Annotated in this window: 21 protein-coding genes; 2 read left to right on the top strand and 19 right to left on the bottom strand. The window is 57.9% G+C overall.

The features are described from left to right. Positions 1-5: 5 nt before the first annotated feature. The 18 genes from nuoI to cspD all read right to left on the bottom strand — a co-directional run bounded on the left by nuoI (position 6) and on the right by cspD (position 20,855). Positions 6-554: an NADH-quinone oxidoreductase subunit NuoI gene (gene nuoI / locus AC4ANE_RS16935; protein ID WP_002554018.1), complete on the bottom strand. Its 549-nt coding sequence runs from the start codon at positions 552-554 to the stop codon at positions 6-8. Positions 555-565: 11 nt separating this feature from the next. Then, entirely contained in the window at positions 566-1,573 is a 1,008-nt protein-coding gene (nuoH, locus tag AC4ANE_RS16930; protein WP_002554017.1) for an NADH-quinone oxidoreductase subunit NuoH, read from the bottom strand. After that, positions 1,570-4,287 (bottom strand): NADH-quinone oxidoreductase subunit NuoG, encoded by a 2,718-nt coding sequence (gene nuoG, locus AC4ANE_RS16925; RefSeq protein ID WP_031596355.1) that lies wholly within the window; start codon positions 4,285-4,287, stop codon positions 1,570-1,572. Before nuoG ends, nuoH begins: the two co-directional genes overlap by 4 nt. Before the next feature lie 136 nt (positions 4,288-4,423). Next, entirely contained in the window at positions 4,424-5,782 is a 1,359-nt protein-coding gene (gene nuoF / locus AC4ANE_RS16920; protein WP_002554015.1) for an NADH-quinone oxidoreductase subunit NuoF, read from the bottom strand. Beyond that, positions 5,779-6,276 carry an NADH-quinone oxidoreductase subunit NuoE gene (gene nuoE / locus AC4ANE_RS16915; RefSeq protein WP_002554014.1) on the bottom strand — a complete coding sequence of 166 codons (498 nt, stop codon included), beginning with the start codon at positions 6,274-6,276 and terminating at the stop codon, positions 5,779-5,781. The genes nuoF and nuoE overlap by 4 nt, the downstream gene beginning before the upstream one ends. A gap of 2 nt (positions 6,277-6,278) precedes the next feature. Then, a complete protein-coding gene (gene nuoC, locus AC4ANE_RS16910) occupies positions 6,279-8,060 on the bottom strand; it encodes an NADH-quinone oxidoreductase subunit C/D (protein ID WP_460408419.1) in 1,782 nt (593 codons plus the stop codon). 74 nt (positions 8,061-8,134) lie between these two features. Continuing rightward, entirely contained in the window at positions 8,135-8,809 is a 675-nt protein-coding gene (locus tag AC4ANE_RS16905) for a NuoB/complex I 20 kDa subunit family protein (protein WP_002554012.1), read from the bottom strand. A gap of 10 nt (positions 8,810-8,819) precedes the next feature. Next, positions 8,820-9,233: an NADH-quinone oxidoreductase subunit A gene (locus AC4ANE_RS16900; RefSeq protein WP_002554011.1), complete on the bottom strand. Its 414-nt coding sequence runs from the start codon at positions 9,231-9,233 to the stop codon at positions 8,820-8,822. Positions 9,234-9,696: 463 nt separating this feature from the next. Further along, positions 9,697-11,022, bottom strand: coding sequence for an isocitrate lyase (gene aceA, locus AC4ANE_RS16895; RefSeq protein ID WP_002554010.1), 1,326 nt, complete (start codon positions 11,020-11,022; stop codon positions 9,697-9,699). Between the two features lie 277 nt (positions 11,023-11,299). Next, entirely contained in the window at positions 11,300-12,043 is a 744-nt protein-coding gene (locus AC4ANE_RS16890; RefSeq protein WP_002554009.1) for a secretin N-terminal domain-containing protein, read from the bottom strand. A gap of 177 nt (positions 12,044-12,220) precedes the next feature. After that, a complete protein-coding gene (locus tag AC4ANE_RS16885; protein ID WP_002554008.1) occupies positions 12,221-12,652 on the bottom strand; it encodes a GNAT family N-acetyltransferase in 432 nt (143 codons plus the stop codon). Further along, positions 12,645-13,811, bottom strand: a complete 1,167-nt coding sequence (locus AC4ANE_RS16880; protein WP_002554007.1) for a ribosomal protein uL16 3-hydroxylase — start codon at positions 13,809-13,811, stop codon at positions 12,645-12,647. The genes AC4ANE_RS16885 and AC4ANE_RS16880 overlap by 8 nt, the downstream gene beginning before the upstream one ends. Positions 13,812-13,871: 60 nt before the next feature. Further along, the gene (purB, locus tag AC4ANE_RS16875; RefSeq protein ID WP_031596353.1) at positions 13,872-15,242 is read right to left on the bottom strand and encodes an adenylosuccinate lyase; all 1,371 of its coding nucleotides are present in this window, start codon (positions 15,240-15,242) and stop codon (positions 13,872-13,874) included. A 131-nt stretch (positions 15,243-15,373) separates the two neighbouring features. Next, positions 15,374-15,994 (bottom strand): high frequency lysogenization protein HflD, encoded by a 621-nt coding sequence (hflD, locus tag AC4ANE_RS16870; protein ID WP_002554006.1) that lies wholly within the window; start codon positions 15,992-15,994, stop codon positions 15,374-15,376. Further along, entirely contained in the window at positions 15,994-17,124 is a 1,131-nt protein-coding gene (mnmA, locus tag AC4ANE_RS16865) for a tRNA 2-thiouridine(34) synthase MnmA (RefSeq protein WP_031596352.1), read from the bottom strand. Before mnmA ends, hflD begins: the two co-directional genes overlap by 1 nt. A gap of 60 nt (positions 17,125-17,184) precedes the next feature. Further along, entirely contained in the window at positions 17,185-17,631 is a 447-nt protein-coding gene (locus AC4ANE_RS16860) for an NUDIX hydrolase (protein WP_002554004.1), read from the bottom strand. Positions 17,632-17,773: 142 nt separating this feature from the next. Continuing rightward, on the bottom strand, positions 17,774-20,005 hold the full coding sequence (locus tag AC4ANE_RS16855) for an NADP-dependent isocitrate dehydrogenase (protein ID WP_002554003.1): 2,232 nt from the start codon (positions 20,003-20,005) through the stop codon (positions 17,774-17,776). Positions 20,006-20,570: 565 nt separating this feature from the next. After that, positions 20,571-20,855 carry a cold shock domain-containing protein CspD gene (gene cspD / locus AC4ANE_RS16850; RefSeq protein ID WP_005731877.1) on the bottom strand — a complete coding sequence of 95 codons (285 nt, stop codon included), beginning with the start codon at positions 20,853-20,855 and terminating at the stop codon, positions 20,571-20,573. 213 nt (positions 20,856-21,068) lie between these two features. On the opposite strand from cspD, the gene clpS reads away from it, so the two are divergent. Together clpS and clpA are read left to right on the top strand one after the other, a co-directional pair. Then, complete coding sequence (gene clpS, locus AC4ANE_RS16845; protein ID WP_002554001.1) at positions 21,069-21,431, top strand: ATP-dependent Clp protease adapter ClpS; 363 nt, start codon at positions 21,069-21,071, stop codon at positions 21,429-21,431. A gap of 30 nt (positions 21,432-21,461) precedes the next feature. Beyond that, complete coding sequence (gene clpA, locus AC4ANE_RS16840) at positions 21,462-23,735, top strand: ATP-dependent Clp protease ATP-binding subunit ClpA (protein WP_004665689.1); 2,274 nt, start codon at positions 21,462-21,464, stop codon at positions 23,733-23,735. Between the two features lie 116 nt (positions 23,736-23,851). Here the strand turns inward: clpA and infA are convergent, their stop codons facing one another. Continuing rightward, positions 23,852-24,070, bottom strand: coding sequence for a translation initiation factor IF-1 (gene infA / locus AC4ANE_RS16835; RefSeq protein WP_002553999.1), 219 nt, complete (start codon positions 24,068-24,070; stop codon positions 23,852-23,854). Positions 24,071-24,074: the final 4 nt, after the last annotated feature.

Here is a 24,074-nt window from a genome sequence, read left to right as displayed (position 1 = left end):
CTTCCTTAAGGCAGCAAGCTCTTGACGTTGATCGGCTCGGCTTCATTCTGTGCGGAGCCCTTGGGCTTGCCGCCGATGGCCATACCGGCAACGCGATAGAAGTTGTAGTCAGGGTTCTTGCCGGGACCGGAGATCAGCAGATCTTCCTTCTCGTACACCAGATCCTGACGCTTGAAGTCGGCCATCTCGAAGTCCGGCGTAAGCTGAATTGCGGTAGTCGGACACGCTTCTTCACACAGGCCGCAGAAAATGCAGCGCGAGAAGTTGATGCGGAAAAAGTCCGGGTACCAGCGTCCGTCTTCTGTCTCGGCCTTCTGCAGCGAAATACAGCCGACCGGGCATGCCACTGCACACAGGTTGCAGGCTACGCAGCGCTCTTCTCCGTCAGGGTCGCGGGTCAGAACGATACGACCACGGTAGCGGGGCGGCAGATATACCTGCTCTTCGGGGTATTGCAGGGTGTCGCGTTTGCGGAAGCCGTGGCCGAAGACCATGACCAGGCTGCGCAATTGGGTACCTGTACCCTTAACGATGTCACCAATATATTTGAACATGGGTCAAATCCTCACTGAACCGAGCCTGCCGGTGTGTTCAACAACACAATCGCAGCAGTCACCAGCAAATTGATCAGGGTCAGCGGCAGACAGAACTTCCAGCTGAAATCCATGACCTGGTCATAACGCGGGCGCGGGATGGAAGCACGCAGCAAGATGAACAGCATGATGAAGAACGCGGTTTTCAAGGCGAACCAGAAGAATGCCAGCGATGGCAGAATGTCGAACGGGCCGTGCCAGCCACCGAAGAACAGCGTGACCAGCAGCGCCGAGATCAAGATGATCCCGATGTATTCGCCCACGAAGAACATGCCCCATTTCATGCCGGCATATTCAATATGGTAGCCGTCAGCCAGTTCCTGCTCGGCTTCCGGTTGGTCGAACGGGTGGCGGTGAGTCACCGCAACACCCGCGATGAAGAACGTACAGAAGCCGAAGAACTGCGGAATGATGAACCACAGGTTCTGCGCCTGATATTCAACGATGTCACGCATATTGAACGAACCGACCTGAACCACGATGCCCATCAGCGCAAGGCCCATGAACACTTCGTAGGATACGGTTTGTGCCGAAGCACGCAGGCTGCCCAGCAGGGCGAACTTGTTATTACTCGACCAGCCGGCGAACAGCACCGCATACACCGACAGACCCGCCATGGCGAAGAAGAACAGCAGACCGATGTTCAGGTCCGCCACACCCCATGTCGGGGTAATCGGGATGACTGCGAAGGCAATCAACAAGGCGCTCATTGCAACAACGGGGGCCAGGGTGAAAATCACCTTGTCGGCGAACGGCGGATTCCAGTCTTCCTTGAAGAACATTTTCAGCATGTCGGCTGCAATCTGGAACATGCCGAACGGGCCTACTCGGTTCGGACCATAACGGTCTTGCCACCAACCCAGCAAACGACGTTCCACAAAGCTCAGCAGCGCACCGCAGACCACCACGGCCAGTAGCACGACAATGGCTTTGACGGCCGCAATGATTGCGTCGATCACATCAGGGGTAAACCAGGTCATTGCGCTGCCTCCTGCAGACCGTCAACTGACTTGCCGAAGATCGCTGGCGGAATGCCTGGCAGCCCGGACGGCAATGCCACAAGGCCCGCGCCCAGTTCTTCGTTGATGCGCAACGGCAGGGTCAGCAATTCACCGCCAACGCTCAAGGAGAGCAGGGCACCATCGTTGACACCCAGGCGATCGGCTTCGGATTTGGCCAGCGCTACATAAGCCTGCGGGATACGTTCCTGAACCGGAGCGGCCAGAGACGATGTTTCATCGCTGCCGAACAGGTGAAAGAACGGCACGACTTTCCAGGTGCCGCGCTCTGGAGAGAACGCGCGTGGAACGCTGGAGAACCATGACAGACCGTCGCCCTGGCTTTCGATCAGGCGTGTGCCCGGGTCGCCAGCGCGCAAGTGGCCACCGACTTCGTCCTGGAATTTGTTCCAGGCCTGCGGCGAGTTCCAACCCGGAGACCAGGCGAACGGCACTTGCTGACGAGGTTCGGCGGAACCTGAATAACCTTCCATGGAGAAGGAGAACGCTGTATCGATGTCTTGCGAGGTGCGCGGCTCATGCACGCTGATGTTGGCGCGCATCGCCGTGCGACCACTGTAGCGCAGTGGTTCACGAGCCAGTTTAAGGCCCTTGATCCGGAACCAGGCAGACGGCGCAGCGTTGACGATACCCGCCAGTTGCGGGGTGCTGCTGGCGCAGGCTTCGGTGACGTGATCGAGTTGCGTCCAGTCGACCGGCTTGTTCAACAAGGTGGCGCGCAGGGCATGCAGCCAGCGCCAGCCTTCGTGAACCAGAATGCTGGCATCCAGGTAGGTCGGATCGAACACCTGGAAGAAGCGCTGGGCGCGGCCTTCCTGGCTGACCAGCGTGCCGTCGCCTTCCGCGAAGCTGGCAGCTGGCAGGACCAGATGCGCACGATCACTGGTCGGGGTTTTCTGGTGGTCGGCGACGATCACGACTTTCGCAGCGCTCAGCGCAGCGTCGACGATTTTGGCGTCTACACGGCGATACAGATCGTTTTCCAGTACCACGATGGCGTCGGCCTGACCGGAAATCACTGCTTGCAGGGCGGCATCGACAGAATCGCCACCAAACATCGCCAGACCCATGCTGTTGGCTTCCGGCACGATCAGGCTGATGGAGCCTTGCTTGTCACGCAGCTTCAAGGCCTTGGCAATGTTTGCCGCCGCCTCGATCAGCGCTGTCGAACCCAGCGAGCTGCCGGAAATGATCAGCGGACGTTTGGCCGCGAGCAGGGCATCGGCAATACGTTGCGCCAGTTCCAGCGCCTCGCTGTCCAGACCTTCTACGGCCGGGGCGCTGGCGTCCAGTGCATGGGCAACGGCGAAACCGATGCGAGCCAGGTCGTCAGGTGCAGCGTGCACGCATTCTTCTGCGATATCGTCGAGACGAGTCTCGGCGAGGCTGGCAATGAACAGCGGGTTAAGTTCGTGCTGGCCAATGTTCTTCACGGCAGCGTCGAGCCACGGCTGGACTTTCATCGCCGCAGCCATGTCTTCAGCCTTGCCCTTGACGGCCTGACGCAGGCCCAGGGCCATACGTGCAGCGGTCTGGGTCAGGTCTTCGCCGAGCACGAAAATGGCATCGTGATCTTCGATGTCACGCAGGGTCGGGATCGGCAGCGGACTGTCGTTCAGGACCTTGAGGATCAGCCTGATACGCTCCAGCTCACCGGCTTCGATACCGCTGTAGAAATGCTCGGCTCCGACCAGCTCACGCAGTGCGTAGTTACTCTCAAGGCTGGCGCGAGGTGAGCCGATACCAACGATGTTACGGCCGCGCAGCAGATCCGCCGCCTTGTCCAGTGCTTGGTCAAGGCTCAGTTTGACCTGACCTTCGGCCAGCAATGGCTGACGTGGACGGTCTGTGCGGTTGACGTAGCCATAGCCGAAACGGCCTCGGTCGCAGAGAAAGTACTGGTTGACCGAACCGTTGTAGCGGTTTTCGATACGGCGCAATTCACCGTAACGCTCACCTGGGCTGATGTTGCAGCCGCTGGAGCAACCGTGGCAGATGCTTGGCGAGAACTGCATGTCCCACTTGCGGTTGTAGCGCTCGGAGTGGGTCTTGTCGGTGAACACACCGGTCGGGCAGACCTCGGTGAGGTTGCCGGAGAACTCGCTTTCCAGCGTGCCGTCTTCAACGCGACCGAAGTAAACATTGTCGTGAGCGCCGTAAACGCCCAGGTCAGTGCCGCCTGCGTAGTCTTTATAGAAACGTACGCACCGATAACAGGCGATGCAACGGTTCATCTCATGCGCGATGAACGGCCCCAGCTCCTGATTCTGGTGAGTACGTTTAGTGAAGCGATAACGGCGCTCGTTGTGGCCGGTCATCACGGTCATGTCCTGCAGGTGGCAGTGACCGCCTTCTTCACAGACCGGGCAGTCGTGCGGGTGGTTGGTCATCAGCCATTCGACAACACTGGCCCGGAAGGCCTTGGACTCTTCATCTTCGATTGAGATCCAGGTGTTGTCGGTGGCTGGCGTCATGCAGGACATGACGATACGACCGCGTGTGTCGTTCTCGTCCGTGTACTGCTTGACCGCGCACTGGCGACAGGCGCCAACGCTGCCAAGGGCAGGGTGCCAGCAGAAATAAGGGATATCGAGGCCCAGCGACAGACATGCCTGTAACAGGTTGTCTGCACCATCGACTTCGAGCGCTTTGCCGTCTACGTGAATAGTAGCCATGGTTCAAAGGTCTTCGTTGGCCCGTTGTCAGCGGGCGTGGCTAATGGAATCTCGGTAGTACCCGTATCGTTCAGCCCGGAGGGCGTCAGCAGGTACGAGGACGGCAGCCCGAACAGCCGCCGGCCGTTGTGTCTTGTTATGCGCCGACCACGGTCGGACTTTTGCCCGGGACGAGCGTGGTTGCGCTGGCTGGCGCAATACCGGCTTCGAACTCCGAACGGAAATACTTGATCGCGCTGCCCAGCGGTTCAACAGCGCCCGGTGCATGAGCGCAGAAGGTCTTGCCTGGGCCGAGGAAATTGACCAGACCCAGCAGGGTTTCGATATCCCCCGGCTGCCCCTGACCCTTCTCGATGGCACGAAGCATTTTCACGCTCCATGGCAAACCGTCGCGGCATGGGGTGCAGAAGCCGCAGGACTCCTGAGCGAAGAACTCTTCCATGTTGCGCAGCAGTGAAACCATGTTGACCGAATCGTCGACGGCCATCGCCAGACCGGTGCCCATCCGGGTACCGACCTTGGCAATACCGCCTGCGTACATCTGGGCGTCCAGATGCTCTGGCAGCAGGAAACCCGTACCGGCGCCGCCGGGTTGCCAGCACTTGAGCTTGAACCCATCGCGCATGCCGCCGGCGTAGTCTTCGAACAGTTCGCGAGCCTGTACGCCAAATGGCAGCTCCCACAAACCCGGGTTTTTAACCTTGCCGGAGAAGCCCATCAGCTTGGTGCCGTGGTCTTCACTTCCTTCGCGGGCCAGCGACTTGTACCAGTCGTTGCCGTTGTTGACGATGGCGGGCACGTTGCACAGGGTTTCGACGTTGTTTACACAGGTCGGTTTGCCCCAGACGCCTACGGCAGCAGGGAAGGGCGGCTTGGAGCGCGGGTTGGCGCGGCGGCCTTCCAGCGAGTTGATCAGCGCGGTTTCTTCACCGCAGATGTAACGACCGGCACCGGTGTGTACGAACAGTTCAAAGTCGAAGCCGGTGCCGAGGATGTTCTTGCCCAGCAGGCCGGCAGCCTTCGCTTCGGCCACGGCGCGGTTCAAGTGCTTGGCGGCCGTTACGTATTCTCCACGCAGGAAGATGTAGCCACGATAGGCTTTCAACGCACGGGCACTGATCAGCATGCCCTCGACCAGCAGATGGGGCAGTTGCTCCATCAGCATGCGGTCTTTCCAGGTGTTGGGTTCCATCTCATCCGCATTGCACAGCAGATAGCGGATGTTCATGGATTCGTCTTTGGGCATCAGGCCCCATTTGACGCCGGTAGGGAAGCCCGCACCGCCGCGGCCTTTGAGGCCCGAGTCCTTGACCGACTGGACGATATCGTCAGGCGACTGTTGCGTCAGCGCCTTGCGCGCTGCTGCATAACCGTCTTTGGCCTGATACTCGTCGAGCCAGACCGGCTCGCCGTCGTCACGCAGACGCCAGGTCAGCGGATGGGTTTCTGCCGTGCGCGCAATGCGGTTGGCAGGGCCGAAGGAAGTGATGGTCATAGGTAACCCTCCAGCATCTTGGCAACGCCAGCAGGCTGTACATCGCCGAAAGTGTCGTCGTCGACCATCACGGCCGGCGCCTTGTCACAGTTGCCGAGGCAGCAGACCGGCAGCAAGGTGAAGCGACCGTCAGCGGTGGTCTGACCCAGGCCGATGCCCAGTGAGCTCTTGATCTCGTCGACCACGTTTTCGTGGCCGCCGATGAAGCACACCATGCTGTTGCAGACGCGAATGATGTGACGTCCGACCGGCTGGCGGAAGATCTGGCTGTAAAAGGTTGCAACACCTTCGACGTCGCTGGCGGGGATGCCGAGCAAATCGCCGATTGCGTAGATGGCACCATCGGGCACCCATCCACGCTCTTTCTGAACGATCTTCAGGGCCTCGATGGACGCCGCACGTGGGTCTTCGTAGTGATGCATCTCGTGCTCGATGGCCGAGCGCTCGGTTTCGCTCAGGGCGAAACGGTCAGTCTGGATTAGCGGGCTATTCATGCTTAGCGGTCCACGTCGGCCATAACGAAATCGATACTACCCAGGTACGCGATCAAGTCCGCGACCATGCTGCCTTTGATCACCGAAGGGATCTGCTGCAGGTGCGGGTAACTCGGGGTGCGGATCCGGGTACGGTAGCTCATGGTGCCGCCGTCGCTCGTCAGGTAATAGCTGTTGATACCCTTGGTCGCTTCGATCATCTGGAAGGACTCGTTGGCCGGCATGACCGGGCCCCACGAAACCTGCAGGAAGTGCGTGATCAGGGTTTCGATGTGCTGCAGGGTGCGCTCTTTCGGTGGCGGCGTGGTCAGCGGATGATCCGCCTTGTACGGGCCTTCCGGCATGTTGCGCATACACTGATCGATGATCTTGATGCTCTGGCGCATCTCTTCTACGCGGACCATGCAGCGGTCGTAAGCGTCGCCGTTCGCGGCCAGCGGTACTTCAAACTCGAAGTTCTCGTAGCCGGAGTAAGGGCGTGCCTTGCGCAAGTCGAAATCGCAGCCGGTGGAGCGCAGGCCTGCACCGGTGACGCCCCATTCCAGGGCCTCTTTGGTGTTGTACGCGGCAACGCCCACGGTACGACCCTTGAGGATGCTGTTCTGCAGGGCAGCCTTGGTGTATTCGTCGAGGCGCTTGGGCAGCCAGTCGACGAAGTCCTTGACCAGTTTTTCCCAGCCACGAGGCAGGTCGTGGGCAACCCCGCCGATGCGATACCAGGCCGGATGCAGACGGAAACCGGTAATGGCTTCGATCACGGTGTAGGCTTTCTGGCGGTCGGTGAACGTAAAGAACACCGGCGTCATGGCACCCACGTCCTGGATGTAGGTACCCAGGAACAGCAGATGGCTGGTGATACGGAAAAACTCGGCCATCATGATGCGGATGACGTCGACCTTTTCCGGCACCTTGATGCCTGCCAGTTTTTCGACCGAGAGTACGTAAGGCAGGTTGTTCATCACCCCGCCGAGATAATCGATGCGGTCGGTGTACGGGATGAAGCTGTGCCAGGACTGACGCTCGGCCATCTTCTCTGCACCACGGTGGTGGTAGCCGATGTCCGGAACGCAGTCGACGATTTCTTCGCCATCCAGCTGCAGAATGATACGGAACGCACCGTGAGCGGAAGGGTGGTTCGGCCCGAGGTTGAGGAACATGTAGTCCTCGTTCGCGCCAGAACGTTTCATGCCCCAGTCTTCCGGACGGAAACGTGCGGCTTCCTCTTCCAGTTGCTGTTTGGCGAGTGTCAGGCTGTAGGGGTCAAACTCCGTCGCGCGGGCAGGGAAGTCCTTGCGCAGCGGGTGACCTTCCCAGGTTGGCGGCATCATGATGCGGCTTAGATGCGGGTGTCCCGGAAAGTCGATGCCGAACATGTCCCAGACTTCGCGCTCATACCAGTTGGCATTTGGCCAGATACTGGTGATGGTTGGCACACTCAGGTCGCTTTCAGACAGCGCTACCTTGATCATCACGTCGCTGTTTCGCTCGATCGACAGCAGGTGATAGAACACGGTGAAATCTGCACCGGGCAGGCCGCGACGGTTGGTACGCAGACGCTCGTCCACGCCATGCAGGTCATAGAGCATGGAGTAGGGTTTGGGAACGTTGCGCAGGAACGTCAGAATTTCAAACAGCCGCGCGCGCTCGACCCACAGCACCGGCATGTCGGTGCGGGTTGGCTGGGCAGTGAACGCCTCGGCGCCAAAACGGTTGTTCAGTTCAACGACGACGTCTTGGTCGTCAGCCTTGTAAGGCGGGATGTACAGAGCGTTGTCTGCAGTCATAGGTCTCAATCACTTCGGTCAACGTACAGAATCAACCCCGGTTCCTGTCTTTTTTATAAGAAGAACGGGCTGGATCAGACTTCGTCGGGGCTGCGCAGGTTGGTCACCTGAATACGCTGTTCGCGGCGCTGTTCCTTTTGCGACGGCATCTCGGCGCGGTATACGCCTTGATCGCCAACGACCCAGGAAAGAGGGCGACGCTCCTTGCCGATGGATTCCTGCAGCAGCATCAAGCCTTGCAGAAATGCTTCGGGGCGGGGCGGGCAGCCGGGCACGTAGACATCCACGGGAAGGAATTTGTCCACCCCCTGGACCACTGAGTAGATGTCGTACATGCCACCGGAGTTGGCACATGAACCCATGGAGATGACCCACTTGGGTTCGAGCATTTGCTCGTAGAGACGCTGGATGATCGGTGCCATCTTGATGAAGCAGGTACCGGCAATGACCATGAAATCCGCCTGCCGTGGCGACGCCCGGATAACTTCCGCACCGAAACGCGCGATATCGTGAGGGGCCGTGAAGGCGGTGGTCATTTCCACATAGCAGCACGACAGGCCGAAATTGTAGGGCCACAGGGAGTTTTTACGTCCCCAGTTGACCGCACCATTCAGCACGTCTTCCAGCTTGCCCATGTAGATGTTTTTGTGGACTTGATCTTCTAACGGATCGGAAACGGTTTCCCGTTTGCCGATGGGGTACTGCTCGTTAGGAGCGTCCGGGTCGATCCTGGTGAGATTATATTGCATCGCCAAAGCCTCATTGTTTCAGCTTCGCTTGCCGATTACGGCGACCTTCAGGAGCCCAGTCAAGAGCGCCAACCCGCCATAGGTAGACAAGACCTGCCAACAGAATTGCTATGAAAACGAGAGCTTCGACGAATCCGGTCCAGCCGCTTTCGCGAACGGACACAGACCAGGCAAAGAGAAAGAGGGCTTCGATGTCAAAGATCACGAAGAGCATCGCGACCAGATAGAATTTTGCGGAGAGCCGCAGACGCGCACTGCCGGTAGGCAGCATGCCGGATTCGAAAGGTTCGTTCTTGCTGCGGCCCCAGGCCTTGCTTCCGAGCAGGCTGGAAAGGCCGAGCATGAAGGCGCAGAGGCCGACAACACCCAAAAGGAAAATGGCGAAGCCCCAGTTATGGGCAATCAGACCTGTCGATTCGGGCATGCTGTCAGTCCTTGTTAGAGAGCAAAGGTCTCTGTGCTTGATAAAGAGTCGAGGCAGTGACGAAATGTCGCAGTGCGGTCAACGGATTGATTTTATGTGCAAACAGTTGGCAAGTAAATTTTCTACATGAAATTTATTTACGAAATTAATCGCCCGCCGTCCTTTATCAGGGCTGTAAGGCATGCCAGCCGGGCTTCAGCAAGGTTTTGGCTAATTATGTTTTTTGGTGACGAAAAGGAATGAAAGACAATTTGAATGATAATTAATATCATTTAAATGGATCTGCATAGTTCGCCAAAGGATACTCGGAGCATAGTTATGCAGGGCACCGCTTATAAAGTGCGGTTTTTGTAGCATCTGTTCGTGAGCTGCACATTGTCCGAAATCAATACAGGCGCTATCTGACACAAAACACAGACCGCCCTTACGGACGGTCTGTGTTTTCAACGCGTTGCGCGGTGTCTCAGTGGAATTGCTCTTCTTCCGTCGAGCCGGTCAGTGCGGTTACCGACGATACGCCGCCCTGAATCACGGTGGTCATGTCATCGAAATACCCCGTGCCCACTTCCTGCTGGTGGGCCACGAAGGTATAGCCCTTGGCAGCATCGGCGAATTCCTGTTCCTGTAGCTTCACGTAGGCAGTCATGTCGTTGCGGGCGTAGTCGTGCGCCAGGTTGAACATGCTGTGCCACATGTTGTGAATGCCCGCCAGGGTGATGAACTGGTGCTTGTAGCCCATGGCCGAAAGCTCGCGCTGAAACTTGGCGATGGTTGAGTCGTCGAGGTTTTTCTTCCAGTTGAAGGACGGCGAGCAGTTGTAGGAAAGCAATTGGTCCGGGTACTCCTTCTTGATTGCTTCGGCGAAGCGGCGTGCCTCGTCCAGATCCGGCTTGGCGGTTTCACACCAGATCAGGTCGGCATAAGGCGCGTAGGCGAGGCCGCGCGAGATTGCCTGATCCAGACCGGCACGTACTTTGTAGAAGCCCTCATGAGTCCGTTCGCCTGTCACGAACGGCTTGTCATAGGGGTCGCAATCGGAAGTCAGCAAGTCGGCAGCGTTGGCGTCGGTGCGGGCCAGAATGATCGTCGGCACACCGGCCACGTCGGCGGCCAGGCGCGCAGCAACCAGTTTTTGAACCGCTTCCTGAGTCGGGACAAGCACTTTGCCGCCCATGTGGCCGCATTTCTTCACCGATGCCAACTGATCTTCAAAATGCACACCGGCGGCCCCCGCCTCGATCATGCTTTTCATCAGCTCGTATGCATTGAGCACGCCGCCGAATCCGGCCTCTGCGTCGGCTACTATTGGCGCGAAATAATCGATATAACCTTCGTCACCCGGAGCCTTGCCAGCTTTCCACTGGATTTGATCGGCGCGGCGGAACGAATTATTGATGCGCTTGACCACGGTTGGCACCGAGTCGACCGGGTACAGCGACTGATCCGGGTACATCGATTCGGCAGAGTTGTTATCGGCAGCAACCTGCCAGCCGGATAGGTAGATGGCCTGAATACCGGCCTTGACCTGCTGCACGGCCTGACCGCCGGTCAGAGCGCCCATGCAGTTGACGAAGTCCTTGTCTGGCCGGAAAGACGGCTTGGCGCCTTGGGTCACCAGGTTCCACAGTTTGTCAGCGCCCAGCCGTGCAAAGGTGTGTTCGGGTTGAACCGAGCCACGCAAGCGGACCACATCGGCTGCGGAGTAAGTACGGGTCACGTTTTTCCAGCGCGGATTTTCGGCCCAGTCTTTTTCGAGAGTGGCTATTTGTTGTTCGCGTGTCAGTGCCATTTTGTAAACCCCGAGAAGTAGGTCTTGATTAGAAGTCCTGCTCCGCCAAAACGCCTCGTTTATCGAAGGCACTGTAGATGGCTGCTCGCTGCTCGGAGAGCGACAGTCAAAGGCTTTTTGCGCAGCCTCCGATCAGCGGGAGCGAGGCAATCATGCCTCGGGGTATCGGGGTCGTCAAACAATTTGTAGTGCTTTTTTGATCTCACTACATAATTGCGTAATCAGACTGGTGAGTCACTAAAAGGCCCGTAGGTGCTGGGTTTCGCGCCAGCGCAGGCTACTCGAGGGTTTCGACCTTTACGCGCAAAATCATGTCGTCGCGACCCTGGGTTGAATAGCGTTGTGCAAGGCCACGCTGATCGGCAACCGATTGATCGCTATTGCTCGCCAGCGTGATCCATTCTCCGAGCCGGCCGCTGACCTGGCTATCGGTACTTTGCACTTTTATGGCATCAGCGCGCTCCTGACTCATGCGGTCATGGTTAGTGCTGATGCTCAGGTGAACGGTATCGCCGGTCACACTGGCAGTGACGTAAAAGCCCTGGGTTACATTGCGATATTCAGTATTGCTTTGGGAGTAGCCATAGGAATCCGTGGACGAGGAGGTCAGCGGAACGCTCTGGCCGATCTGGATAAGTGCTGGCGTACCTTCGCTGGTCTGCACTTGCTGAACGCTGCCCTCACGGCTGGCGGTGCCGTATTCTATGACGCGTGAGCCACTGCTGTTGCGCGTTGCGTTGTCGCTGGTGTCGACGCTAATCAACAGGCGTTTCGGTGCGGTGTCGAGTTGTGCGATAAGGGTGCGAAGTTCTTCTATCTTGCGCGACTCTGCATTGACAATCAGTTGATTGCCATAAGCGCTGACGGAGCCTTCGGTGCCTAGAAAGGATTTAGCTACGGGTAGCAGATCGGCACTGGTGCGGTAATTGAGAGGAACGACTTCGGTCGCTGAAAGGGCCTGAGTGCTGAATGCGATCAGCACTGAGGTGATTACCACGTTAAGCAGGTTAAGGACTGGCATGATCATTCTCCGCGATAAGCGCGTAAAGCATGAGTTTGCCAGTGTATCGGCTATAGTCGGGTAAGCTGAATGGGCCGCCACAAAAACGCCCTGGCATTTTTCGTCTCGACCTGAAAAGTGTCTAGCGAAAAAGAGCAGGGCGATCATCATGTAGTGCCTTGAAAAACGCCTACATAATCAGGTTTCAGGTGTTTCGCGGCGCATTTCGACGTGCGGTAAACCGGCTTCGAGAAACTCGTCACTGACCACGGCAAACCCGAAGCGCTGGTAAAACTCGACGGCCTGCACTTGAGCGCTGAGCTTCAGCGGCTCCAGTCCACGTTGTTCGGCCTCGTGGATCACCGCACCGAGCAACGCTTCACCGACTTTCATGCCGCGCCAGTCCTTGAGAACCGACAGCCGACCGATTTCACCGTCGGGCAGCAGGCGAGCGGTGCCTACTGCGTATTCCCCTTCATAGGCGAGAAAATGCACGGCAGTTGCATCTTCAGCGTCCCACTCCAGCTCCGGTGGCACCGATTGCTCGGCGATGAATACCGAATCGCGTATGCGCCGGATGTCGGCGTTGTTTTTCTGCCATTGTGCGACAGCTACGGTGACTTTATTCATCGGCAAATCCCAGACTTCCTTGTTTTACGAGTTCGCAAAGCAGATTGCGTCCATCGTCATCGGCCAACCATTGGCCGAGGTTTTCACTGTGCAATGCGTCGGCGGCACAGATCAGTTTAAGCAATTCGCGCAGACTGCCCGGCAACAGGCGGCTCTGACCACTGGCAAACAGTAGCAGATCGTCGTCGACTTCAGACCAGGCCAGTCTTGCACTCGGGTTGCGAATCAGCACCGCGCCCTGCTCGAGGCTATCGAGCAAGTCGTCTTCCTCCAGTTCCGGGCCGGTCACCAGTTCAGGGTAGCGCGGTTCGGTCATGAACTGGCCGAACCAGGTCAGCAGCAGGCGCTCGTCACTCATGTGTTCGGTCAGCAGCGCTTTGAGTCGATCCAGCGCATCGTGCTGGATCTGATGCGGATCGCTGACCGGTTGCGCGTCAGCGTCGGTATAGCGCTCTTCATCCGGGATGAACTGGCTGAGGAAATCGGTGAAATGAGTCAGGACCTCGGCAGCGCTTGGCGCGCGGAAACCGACCGAGTAGGTCAGGCAGTCGTCGACGGCAACGCCGCAGTGAGCCAGACGTGGCGGCAGGTAAAGCATGTCGCCCGGTTCCAGCGTCCACTCTTCGGTTTTTTCGAATTCGGCAAGGATGCGCAGGTCGGCATGCTGCAGCAGCGGGCTTTCTGCATCGCACATTTGGCCGATCTGCCAGTGACGCTTGCCGTGGCCCTGAAGCAGGAACACGTCATAGTTATCGAAATGCGGGCCGACGCTGCCACCTGGGGCGGCGTAGCTGATCATTACATCGTCAATGCGCCAGCTTGGCAGGAAGCGGAAGTTTTCCAGCAGTTCGCTGACTTCCGGAACGAACTGGTCCACCGCCTGCACCAGCAGGGTCCAGTCGCGTTCGGGCAGCTTGCTGAATTCATCCTCCGCAAAGGGACCGCGACGCAGCTCCCAGGGACGCTCGCCGTGTTCGAGGACCAGGCGGGACTCGACTTCTTCCTCTAGAGCAAGGCCAGCCAGCTCGTCCGCATCGATCGGGCTTTGAAAGTCCGGCAGAGCCTGGCGGATGAGCAGTGGTTTTTTCTGCCAGTAGTCACGCAGAAAAACGCGTGCACTGATGCCGCCCAGAAGTTGCAGAGGAATATCAGGATTCATGTGTAAGCCCTTGAAATGAAAACGCCCGGCACAGCCGGGCGTGTGCAATTTTTTTGCGTGTCAGATGCGCTTGGCCTGAGCCGCTGCGTTACCGATGTAGTTGGCTGGCGTGAGCTTCTTCAGCTCGACCTTTGCTTCGGCAGGCATGTCCAGACCGTCGATGAAAGTCTGCAGCGCTTCCGGGCCGATGCCCTTGCCGCGTGTCAGTTCTTTCAGTTTTTCGTATGGGTTTTCGATGTTGTAACGGCGCATGACGGTCTGAATCGGCTCTGCCAGAACTTCCCAGCACGCGTCCAGATCGGCAGCAATGCGTTGCTCGTTCAGTTCCAGCTTGCTGATGCCTTTGAGGCTGGCTTCATAAGCAATAACGCTGTGGGCAAAACCGACGCCCAGGTTGCGCAGTACGGTGGAGTCAGTCAGGTCGCGCTGCCAGCGAGAGACAGGCAGTTTGCTCGCCAGATGCTGGAACAGCGCGTTGGCGATGCCCAGATTGCCTTCGGAGTTTTCGAAGTCGATCGGGTTGACCTTGTGTGGCATGGTCGACGAGCCGATTTCGCCAGCAATGGTGCGCTGCTTGAAGTAGCCCAGGGATATATAGCCCCAGATATCGCGGTCGAAGTCGATCAGGATAGTGTTGAAACGCGCAATCGCATCAAACAGCTCGGCGATGTAGTCATGCGGTTCGATTTGCGTGGTGTACGGGTTGAAGCCCAGCCCCAGCTCGTCTTCGATGAACGCGCGTGCGTTGGCTTCCCAGTCGATATCGGCATAAGCGGAGAGGTGGGCATTGTAGTTGCCGACCGCACCGTTGATCTTGCCCAGCAAGGGCACTGCGGCGATCTGGTTGATCTGGCGTTCCAGACGGTAAACCACGTTGGCCAATTCCTTGCCCAGCGTGGTCGGGGACGCTGGCTGACCGTGGGTACGCGAGAGCATCGGCACGTCGGCGAAGCGGATCGCCAGTTCACGGATAGCATCGGCAATCTGGCGCATCAGCGGCAGCATCACAGTGTCACGGCCTTCACGCAGCATCAGGCCGTGAGACAGGTTGTTGATGTCCTCGCTGGTGCAGGCAAAGTGGATGAACTCGCTGACCTTGTCCAGCTCCGGCAGTTTGGCAGCCTGCTCCTTGAGCAGATACTCAACGGCTTTGACGTCGTGGTTGGTGGTGCGCTCGATCTCTTTCACGCGCTCGGCGTGCTCAACCGAGAAGTCTTCAGCCAGGGTGTCGAGGATGGCGTTGGCTTGCGCAGAGAACGCCGGGACTTCGGTAATCTGCGGGTGGGCCGCCAGACGCTGGAGCCAGCGAACTTCAACCATCACACGGAAACGGATCAGGCCGTATTCGCTGAAAATAGGGCGCAAGGCCTGGGTTTTGCCGGCGTAGCGGCCATCAACAGGGGAAACCGCAGTGAGCGAAGAAAGCTGCATGGGATGCTCTCGGACAGTCGGGCAACGAAAAGGGCGAATATCATACATGAAAAGTCACTCGGACCGGAGCCCGCTGACCAGCGTAGACAGCGCCGTGCCTGTGGTGGTGAAGGTCATTGGTGCGTGGCGGATCAGCCGTGCAGCAATGGGTAGAGTTCTTTCAATAGCTTGCGACGGCTGAACACCAGTTGCCAGCGATGACCGCCAACTTGTCGCCACAGGCGTGCGGAGCGAATGCCTGCCAGCAGGATGGCGCGAATCTTCGACGCGTTGTTCGGTTGCTGCAGGTTGCGCATGTCGCCCTGGACCTGAATGCGTTGGCGCAGGGTGCTCAGGGTGTCTTCATAAAGGGCGCCGGTCGCAGCGATCACGTTTTCGTGAGCGATACCGAAATGTTCGACCTGAGACTGAATCACCGGGATGCGCCTGCCGATGATTTCGAGCAAGTCGTCGCGCTTGGCCAGCTGTCGCTCCAGGCCGAGCATCGATAGGGCGTAACGCAGCGGTTCGCGCTGCAGTGTTGCAGGGTCGCGTTCCAGAGCGCTGGCCATGGCGCGATAGCCTTCGTGCAGGTTGAGGTCATCGCCGCCGTAGACGTCCAGCGTATCCTTCGGGTCAACCACCAGCAGGCTGCCGAGCATGCAGCTCAGCGCGGCTTCGCTGACCTGTCCGGTCTTGGCGATCCGGTCGACCAGTACGGCGGCCTGAAATACGCCACCCAGAGCGATCAGTTGTTCCTGAATCGGGGTCATCAACGCTTGTCCTTGCTGGTCCAGGGTTCGGCAATTTCGATCACACCGCCGCCCAGACATATTTCGCCATCGTAGAACACCACAGACTGTCCGGGTGTGACGGCCCGCTGCGGATCATCGAATGTGGCTCGGTAGCCGTCGGCGGTCTTTTCCAGTGTGCATGGCTGGTCGCCCTGACGATAACGGACTTTGGCCGTGAGTTTGCGCGGGCTGCTCAGATCAATCGGGTTGACCCAGTAGATTTCCGAAGACACCAGTGCGCGGGAAAACAGCCACGGGTGGTCGTTGCCCTGGCCAACGATCAGTTCGTTGTTGTCCAGATCCTTGATCAGCACGTACCACGGATCATCGCTGGCGTCCTTGAGGCCGCCAATCCCAAGGCCCTGGCGCTGGCCGATGGTGTGATACATCAGGCCGCTGTGACGACCGATGACTTCACCTTCGGTGGTTTTGATCTCTCCAGGCTGGGCGGGCAGGTACTGACGCAGGAAGTCGGTGAAACGGCGTTCGCCAATGAAGCAGATTCCGGTGGAGTCCTTCTTTTTGGCCGTCGCCAGGCCGTGTTTCTCAGCAATGGCACGTACTTCCGGTTTTTCCAGCTCGCCCACCGGAAACAGCGTCCGGGCGATCTGTTCGCCACCGACGGCATGCAGGAAGTAGCTTTGATCCTTGTTCGGGTCCAGGCCCTTAAGCAGCTCGGTGCGGCCATCGGTATCGCGACGGCGCACGTAGTGGCCAGTGGCAATCAGGTCGGCACCCAGCATCAGCGCATAGTCAAGAAACGCCTTGAACTTGATTTCCCGGTTGCAGAGGATGTCCGGGTTGGGGGTGCGCCCGGCCTTGTACTCTTCAAGGAAATGTTCGAAGACATTGTCCCAGTACTCGGCGGCGAAGTTGGCCGTGTGCAGCTTGATGCCGATCTTGTCACACACGGCCTGGGCATCTGCCAGGTCTTCGCGGGCGGTGCAATATTCCGTTCCGTCGTCTTCTTCCCAGTTCTTCATGAACAAGCCTTCCACCTGATAACCCTGCTCCATGAGCAGTACGGCGGAAACGGAAGAGTCCACGCCGCCGGACATGCCGACTATGACGCGCTTCATTTCTGAGTTCGAGGGGGCTGGATCACGCATGGGGATTCAACGGCTGACCTGTAAAAGGACGCGATTCTATCAGGCTGAGGGCGTCGAGTCTCACGCCTTGTCGCGCAGCAGGTCGAGACTGAAATGTTCGGCATTGAGGTAATCATCCAGGCAGCGCAGTACCAGCTCGCTGCGCCAGCGTTCCTGTTGGGCCAGCAGTTCGTCGCGAGTCAGCCAGACGGCGCCAACGATGCCTTCGTCCAGCTGATATTCAGGGTTATGGCGTATGGCCTTGGCGGCGAAACATATCCGCTGGTAGGTCACGCCGTTGCTCGGCGCGGTGTACAGGTAAATGCCCACCACGCTGGTCAGTTCGACATCCCAGCCGGTTTCTTCAAGAGTCTCCCGCACTGCCGCACGTTGCAGGCTCTCGTTCGGGTCGAGGTGCCCGGCGGGTTGGTTGAGTACGGCGCGTCCGCCTTTCATTTCTTCGACGAACAGGAAGCGTCCCTGATCTTCGACGATGGTGGCGACGGTAACGTGGGCTTGCCAGGTCATGGATTGATCCTCTGCTGCCAGATAAGAATGTTCAGTATGTGGGCTGCCGGTCTGTCTTTGGCTTTAATGCAAAAGCCCCGACACGCGGGCCGGGGCTTTTGGCTGGGCGACGCAGTAATGCGTCGCACCGGTCTCATGCCGCTTACGCTTTCAACGCATCGATAGCTGCGTTGAGAGTGGCGCTTGGGCGCATGGCCTTGCTGGTGACTTCCGGGTTAGGGAAGTAGTAGCCGCCAATTTCCACCGGCTTGCCCTGAACAGCGTTCAGCTCGGCAACGATTTTTTCTTCGTTGTCAGTCAGGGTTTTGGCCAAAGGCGTGAACTGTGCCTTGAGGTCTGCATCGTCGTTTTGAGCAGCCAGTGCCTGAGCCCAGAACAGGGTCAGGTAGAAGTGACTGCCGCGGTTGTCGATGCCGCCAACCTTGCGCGAAGGCGACTTGTTGCGGTCCAGGAACTCGCCAGTGGCCTGGTCGAGGGTCTTGGACAGAACCAGCGCTTTCGGGTTGTTGTAGGCATTGCCCAGATGTTCCAGGGACGCCGCCAGAGCCAGAAACTCGCCAAGCGAATCCCAGCGCAGGAAGTTTTCTTCAACAAACTGCTGCACATGCTTGGGAGCCGAGCCGCCAGCGCCGGTTTCGAACAGACCGCCGCCGTTCATCAGCGGAACGATCGACAGCATTTTCGCGCTTGTGCCCAGTTCCATGATCGGGAACAGATCGGTCAGGTAATCGCGAAGCACGTTGCCCGTTACCGAGATCGTGTCCTTGCCGGCGCGAGTGCGTTCCAGGGTCAGCTTCATCGCGTCGACAGGTGACAGGATCTGGATATCCAGGCCCGACGTGTCGTGGTCGCCCAGGTACTTGCGGACTTTCTCGATCATCACGCTGTCATGGGCGCGAGACGAATCCAGCCAGAAGATAGCCGGTGTGTTGCTGGCGCGAGCGCGGTTGACGGCCAGTTTTACCCAATCCTGGATCGGCGCGTCCTTGGCCTGGCACATGCGCCAGATATCGCCCGCTTCGACGTTCTGTTCCATCAGCAGGTTGCCCTGGCTGTCGGTTACACGAACCACGCCGTTGGTCTGGATGTGGAAAGTCTTGTCGTGGGAGCCATATTCTTCGGCTTTTTGAGCCATCAGGCCAACGTTCGGTACGCTGCCCATAGTGGTCGGGTCGAATGCGCCATTTTTCTTGCAGTCTTCGATGACCGCTTGATAGATGGTGGCGTAGCAGCGATCCGGGATCACTGCCTTGGCATCGTGCAGTTGACCATCTGTGCCCCACATCTTGCCGGAGTCACGGATCATCGCTGGCATCGATGCGTCGACAATTACGTCGCTCGGCACGTGCAGGTTGGTGATGCCCTTGTCGGAGTTGACCATCGCCAGTTGTGGGCGAGTGGCGTAGACCGCTTCGATGTCAGCCTTGATTTCGGCCTGTTTTTCAGCAGGCAGGCTGGTGATGCGCTCGTACAGGTCACCGATGCCGTTGTTCAGGCTGAAGCCGATCTGCTTCAGCGTGTCAGCGTGCTTGGTCAATGCATCCTTGTAGAACTCATCAACGATCTGGCCGAACATGATCGGGTCGGAGATCTTCATCATGGTGGCTTTCAGATGCACCGAGAACAGAACGCCTTGCTTGCGGGCGTCTTCGATCTCGGCGGCAATGAAGCTGCGCAGAGCTTTGGCGCTCATTACCGAGCAGTCAACGACTTCGCCAGCCTTGACGGCGGTTTTTTCCTTCAGAACGGTGGTGGTGCCGTCCTGAGCGATCAGTTCTATTTTAACGGTGTTGTCGGCTGCGATCTGGGCAGCTTTTTCGCTGCCGTAGAAGTCGCCGTTGCTCATGTGCGCAACGTGGGCCTTGGAGTCGGCGGACCAGGCGCCCATTTTGTGTGGGTGCTTGCGAGCGTAGTTCTTGACCGACAACGGTGCGCGACGATCGGAGTTGCCTTCGCGCAGCACCGGGTTCACGGCGCTGCCCTTGGTCTTGTCGTAGCGTGCGCGGGTTTCTTTTTCCGCGTCAGTGACAGGGTTTTCAGGGTAGTCGGGAATCTTGTAGCCCTGATCCTGAAGCTCCTTGATGGTCGCCTTCAATTGAGGGACCGAGGCACTGATGTTAGGCAGCTTGATGATGTTGGCTTCTGGCGTAGTGGCCAGTTTGCCCAGCTCGGCGAGATGATCCGGCACTTGTTGATCGGCGCCAAGCGACTCCGGGAAGCTTGAAAGAACACGGCCCGCCAGGGAGATGTCGCGCGTTTCCACGTCGATATCGGAGGAGGCTGTGAAAGCTTCGATAATAGGCAGCAGCGAATAGGTGGCGAGGGCCGGAGCTTCGTCGGTGAAGGTGTAGATGATCTTCGAGCGGTTGGACATTCGTATTAACTCTCTGTTTTGCTGAGCATGCACAAAATCTCGATACGCGCAGGGTATGCACTCTTGCCCACGGTTCGGCCATGGGCCCAGGTCGAGGTTCATTCGCGGTGATGTTGGGTGCATCAGTCGAGCGTCAAGCTGTCAGGCCAGGTAGCGACCCGACGCATAGGAAGGTTGAGGGTCTGATTTCAGACGGGTCAGCCTTTATGACTCTTCGGTCACGGCGCGAGTATATCAAACCATTGGCGCGAGGCATTAATGCTATGCGTGCTATCGAATAATGAACATCCGCCGTTGGTCGAACGACCAGGATGTCTACGAGTTATCAATCAGGCTTCAAGAGGCGGGATCTGGCGGAGGAGTGGGGCGCTGGTGGCTCTGTCACGGTAGGGGCATCCGCGGTGCAATAATCGCTAATTCGATACCCTGTGGAGTCGCATCGGTTCAAGCTACCAAAGCTGCGGTTTCTCAAGATCCGGTACAGGCTCATTGCGTGTTTCTGATTACTCAGTCAGCTGGCGCGAAAGACCATTGATCTGCTGTCAGGCTGTTTCCATGGAGGATTTCAAGCGTGTGCATGTTCAGGTTCATGCTCAGACGCAGCATGGGTTTCCTTCACAGGCTCACCTGCTTTAGCCAGCAATGGCGCGATATTCACGGCATGCAGCCCTTTTGGCCCCTGAATGATTTCAAAACTGACCGGCTGGCCGGCTTTGAGGGTCTTGTAACCTTCCATCTGGATGGTCGAAAAATGGGCGAACAAGTCGTCATCCGGCTTGCCGTCTTCGATTATGAATCCATAACCTTTTGCATTGTTGAACCACTTGACTTTTCCGTTAAGCATCGCCATATCCCTCTGCAAAGGACTCCGTCAGGAGTATCATCCACTTCAATCCGCCTCCCCAAAAATTTTGGTTGATTGCGCGGACCCTTTTTACCCAATGTGGGCTCTATTGTTTGTAACACCGTTTAGCTGATAGTCAAGGTCATGTGGCGGTCTGTTTGAAAAGCGTCCAAACTGCGACTGACAGCTCAATCCGCCCTCAAACGAACATTTCTTTCCATGCATGCATTTAGCAAGATTCGACTAACATTCAATCAGGACAGTCCGCAGTCGCACGAGGACGACGCGGCAGGCATCGCGGTGCAGGACGCCAAGCCGACCCTGCAGGCGCCACCGATGTACAAGGTGGTTTTATTCAACGATGACTACACCCCGATGGATTTCGTCGTAGAAGTGCTCGAGGTGTTTTTTAACCTGAATCGTGAGCTGGCCACCAAAGTCATGCTGGCCGTCCATACAGAGGGACGGGCAGTCTGCGGATTGTTTACCCGCGACATCGCCGAGACCAAGGCAATGCAGGTCAATCAATACGCCAGGGAGAGCCAGCATCCGCTACTCTGTGAGATCGAGAAGGACGGTTAAACGCCGACCACTTGGGTATGAGGTGAAGCTATGTTAAACCGTGAGCTCGAAGTCACCCTCAATCTTGCCTTCAAGGAGGCACGTTCGAAGCGTCATGAGTTCATGACGGTCGAGCACCTCCTGCTGGCTCTATTGGATAATGAGGCTGCAGCCACTGTTCTGCGTGCCTGCGGTGCAAACCTCGATAAACTCAAGCATGATCTGCAGGAGTTCATCGACTCCACCACTCCGCTGATCCCCGTTCATGACGAGGATCGCGAGACACAACCGACGCTCGGGTTCCAGCGTGTGCTGCAACGGGCAGTTTTCCACGTGCAGAGCTCCGGCAAGCGCGAAGTAACCGGCGCCAACGTGCTGGTTGCAATTTTCAGTGAGCAGGAAAGCCAGGCCGTGTTTCTGCTCAAGCAGCAGAGCGTGGCCCGGATTGATGTCGTCAACTATATCGCCCACGGTATCTCCAAGGTTCCGGGGCATGGCGAACACTCTTCTGAAGGTGAACAGGATATGCAGGACGACGAGGGCGGTGAAGCATCTTCCTCAGGCAATCCTCTGGATGCCTATGCCAGCAATCTGAACGAATTGGCGCGCCAGGGGCGCATCGATCCGCTGGTCGGTCGCGAAAGCGAAGTCGAGCGCGTAGCTCAGATTCTGGCTCGTCGTCGCAAGAACAACCCGTTGCTGGTCGGTGAGGCTGGGGTCGGTAAAACGGCTATTGCCGAAGGCCTGGCCAAGCGTATCGTGGACAACCAGGTCCCTGATTTGCTCGCCAGCAGCGTTGTCTACTCGCTTGATCTGGGTGCCCTGCTGGCCGGGACCAAATACCGCGGCGATTTCGAGAAGCGTTTCAAAGCGTTGCTCAATGAGCTGCGCAAGCGTCCTCAGGCTATTCTGTTCATTGACGAGATCCACACTATCATTGGTGCTGGTGCGGCATCAGGCGGGGTGATGGATGCCTCCAACCTGCTCAAACCGTTGCTGTCGTCTGGCGAGATTCGTTGCATCGGCTCCACGACCTTTCAGGAGTTTCGCGGGATTTTCGAAAAAGACCGCGCCTTGGCGCGTCGCTTCCAGAAAGTCGATGTGTCCGAGCCTTCGGTCGAAGACACCATCGGCATCCTTCGTGGCCTGAAAAGCCGTTTCGAGCAGCATCACAGCATCGAGTACAGTGACGAAGCGCTGCGCGCCGCAGCTGAGCTTGCGTCGCGTTACATCAATGACCGTCATATGCCCGACAAGGCGATCGATGTTATTGATGAAGCCGGTGCCTACCAGCGTCTGCAGCCTGTCGAGCAGCGCGTCAAGCGCATTGATGTGCCTCAGGTCGAAGACATCGTCGCCAAGATCGCGCGTATTCCGCCAAAACACGTCAACAGTTCGGACAAGGAGCTGCTGCGTAACCTGGAGCGCGATCTGAAGCTCACCGTGTTTGGTCAGGATGCAGCTATTGACTCGTTGTCGACGGCGATCAAGCTTTCGCGTGCAGGCCTCAAGTCGCCTGACAAGCCGGTCGGTTCGTTCCTGTTCGCAGGCCCTACCGGTGTCGGCAAGACCGAAGCCGCTCGCCAGTTGGCCAAGGCGTTGGGTGTCGAGCTGATTCGTTTCGACATGTCCGAGTACATGGAGCGGCATACCGTTTCCCGTCTGATCGGCGCGCCTCCGGGCTACGTCGGTTTCGATCAGGGCGGTCTTTTGACCGAAGCCATCACTCGTCAACCGCATTGCGTGCTGCTGCTCGATGAAATCGAAAAGGCTCACCCGGAAGTCTTCAACCTGCTTTTGCAGGTGATGGACCACGGTACGCTGACCGATAACAACGGGCGCAAGGCAGATTTCCGCAACGTGATCGTGATCATGACCACCAATGCCGGGGCTGAGTCCGCCGCGCGTGCTTCGATCGGTTTCACGCATCAGGACCACTCGTCTGATGCGATGGAAGTGATCAAGAAGAGCTTCACGCCGGAGTTCCGCAACCGTCTGGACACCATCATTCAGTTTGGCCGTCTCAGCCACGAAGTCATCAAGAGCGTGGTCGACAAGTTCCTTACCGAGCTTCAGGCCCAGCTGGAAGACAAGCGCGTACTGCTCGAAGTGTCCGAGGCGGCGAGAAGCTGGCTGGCGCAGGGTGGTTACGATGCGGCGATGGGTGCCAGACCGATGGCTCGCCTGATTCAGGACAAGATCAAGCGGCCGCTGGCTGAAGAGATCCTGTTCGGCGAATTGTCAGAGCACGGCGGTGTGGTTCACATCGATATCAAGGATGGCGAGATTACCTTCGACTTCGAAACCACAGCAGAAATGGCCTGACGCCGAAGCCTCGCTCCGCATCGTGAATGGATGCGGGGCAGGCCGGGGTCTCTGGTTGTATGAAACAGGCAAACAAAAACGCCCGGCTTATGCCGGGCGTTTTCGTCAATGCCTGTTTAACGAGCGCGGTAGGTGATGCGCCCTTTGCTCAGGTCATAGGGCGTCAGTTCTACACGCACTTTGTCACCGGTCAGAATACGGATGTAATTCTTGCGCATCTTGCCGGAGATATGCGCGGTTACGACGTGCCCGTTTTCCAACTCCACGCGGAACATGGTGTTGGGCAGGGTGTCGACGACAGTGCCTTCCATTTCGAAGCTGTCTTCTTTCGACATGCAG

Source organism: Pseudomonas sp. Pme6b (assembly GCF_058129925.1).
This window is presented reverse-complemented; position numbering and strand designations above follow the sequence as displayed.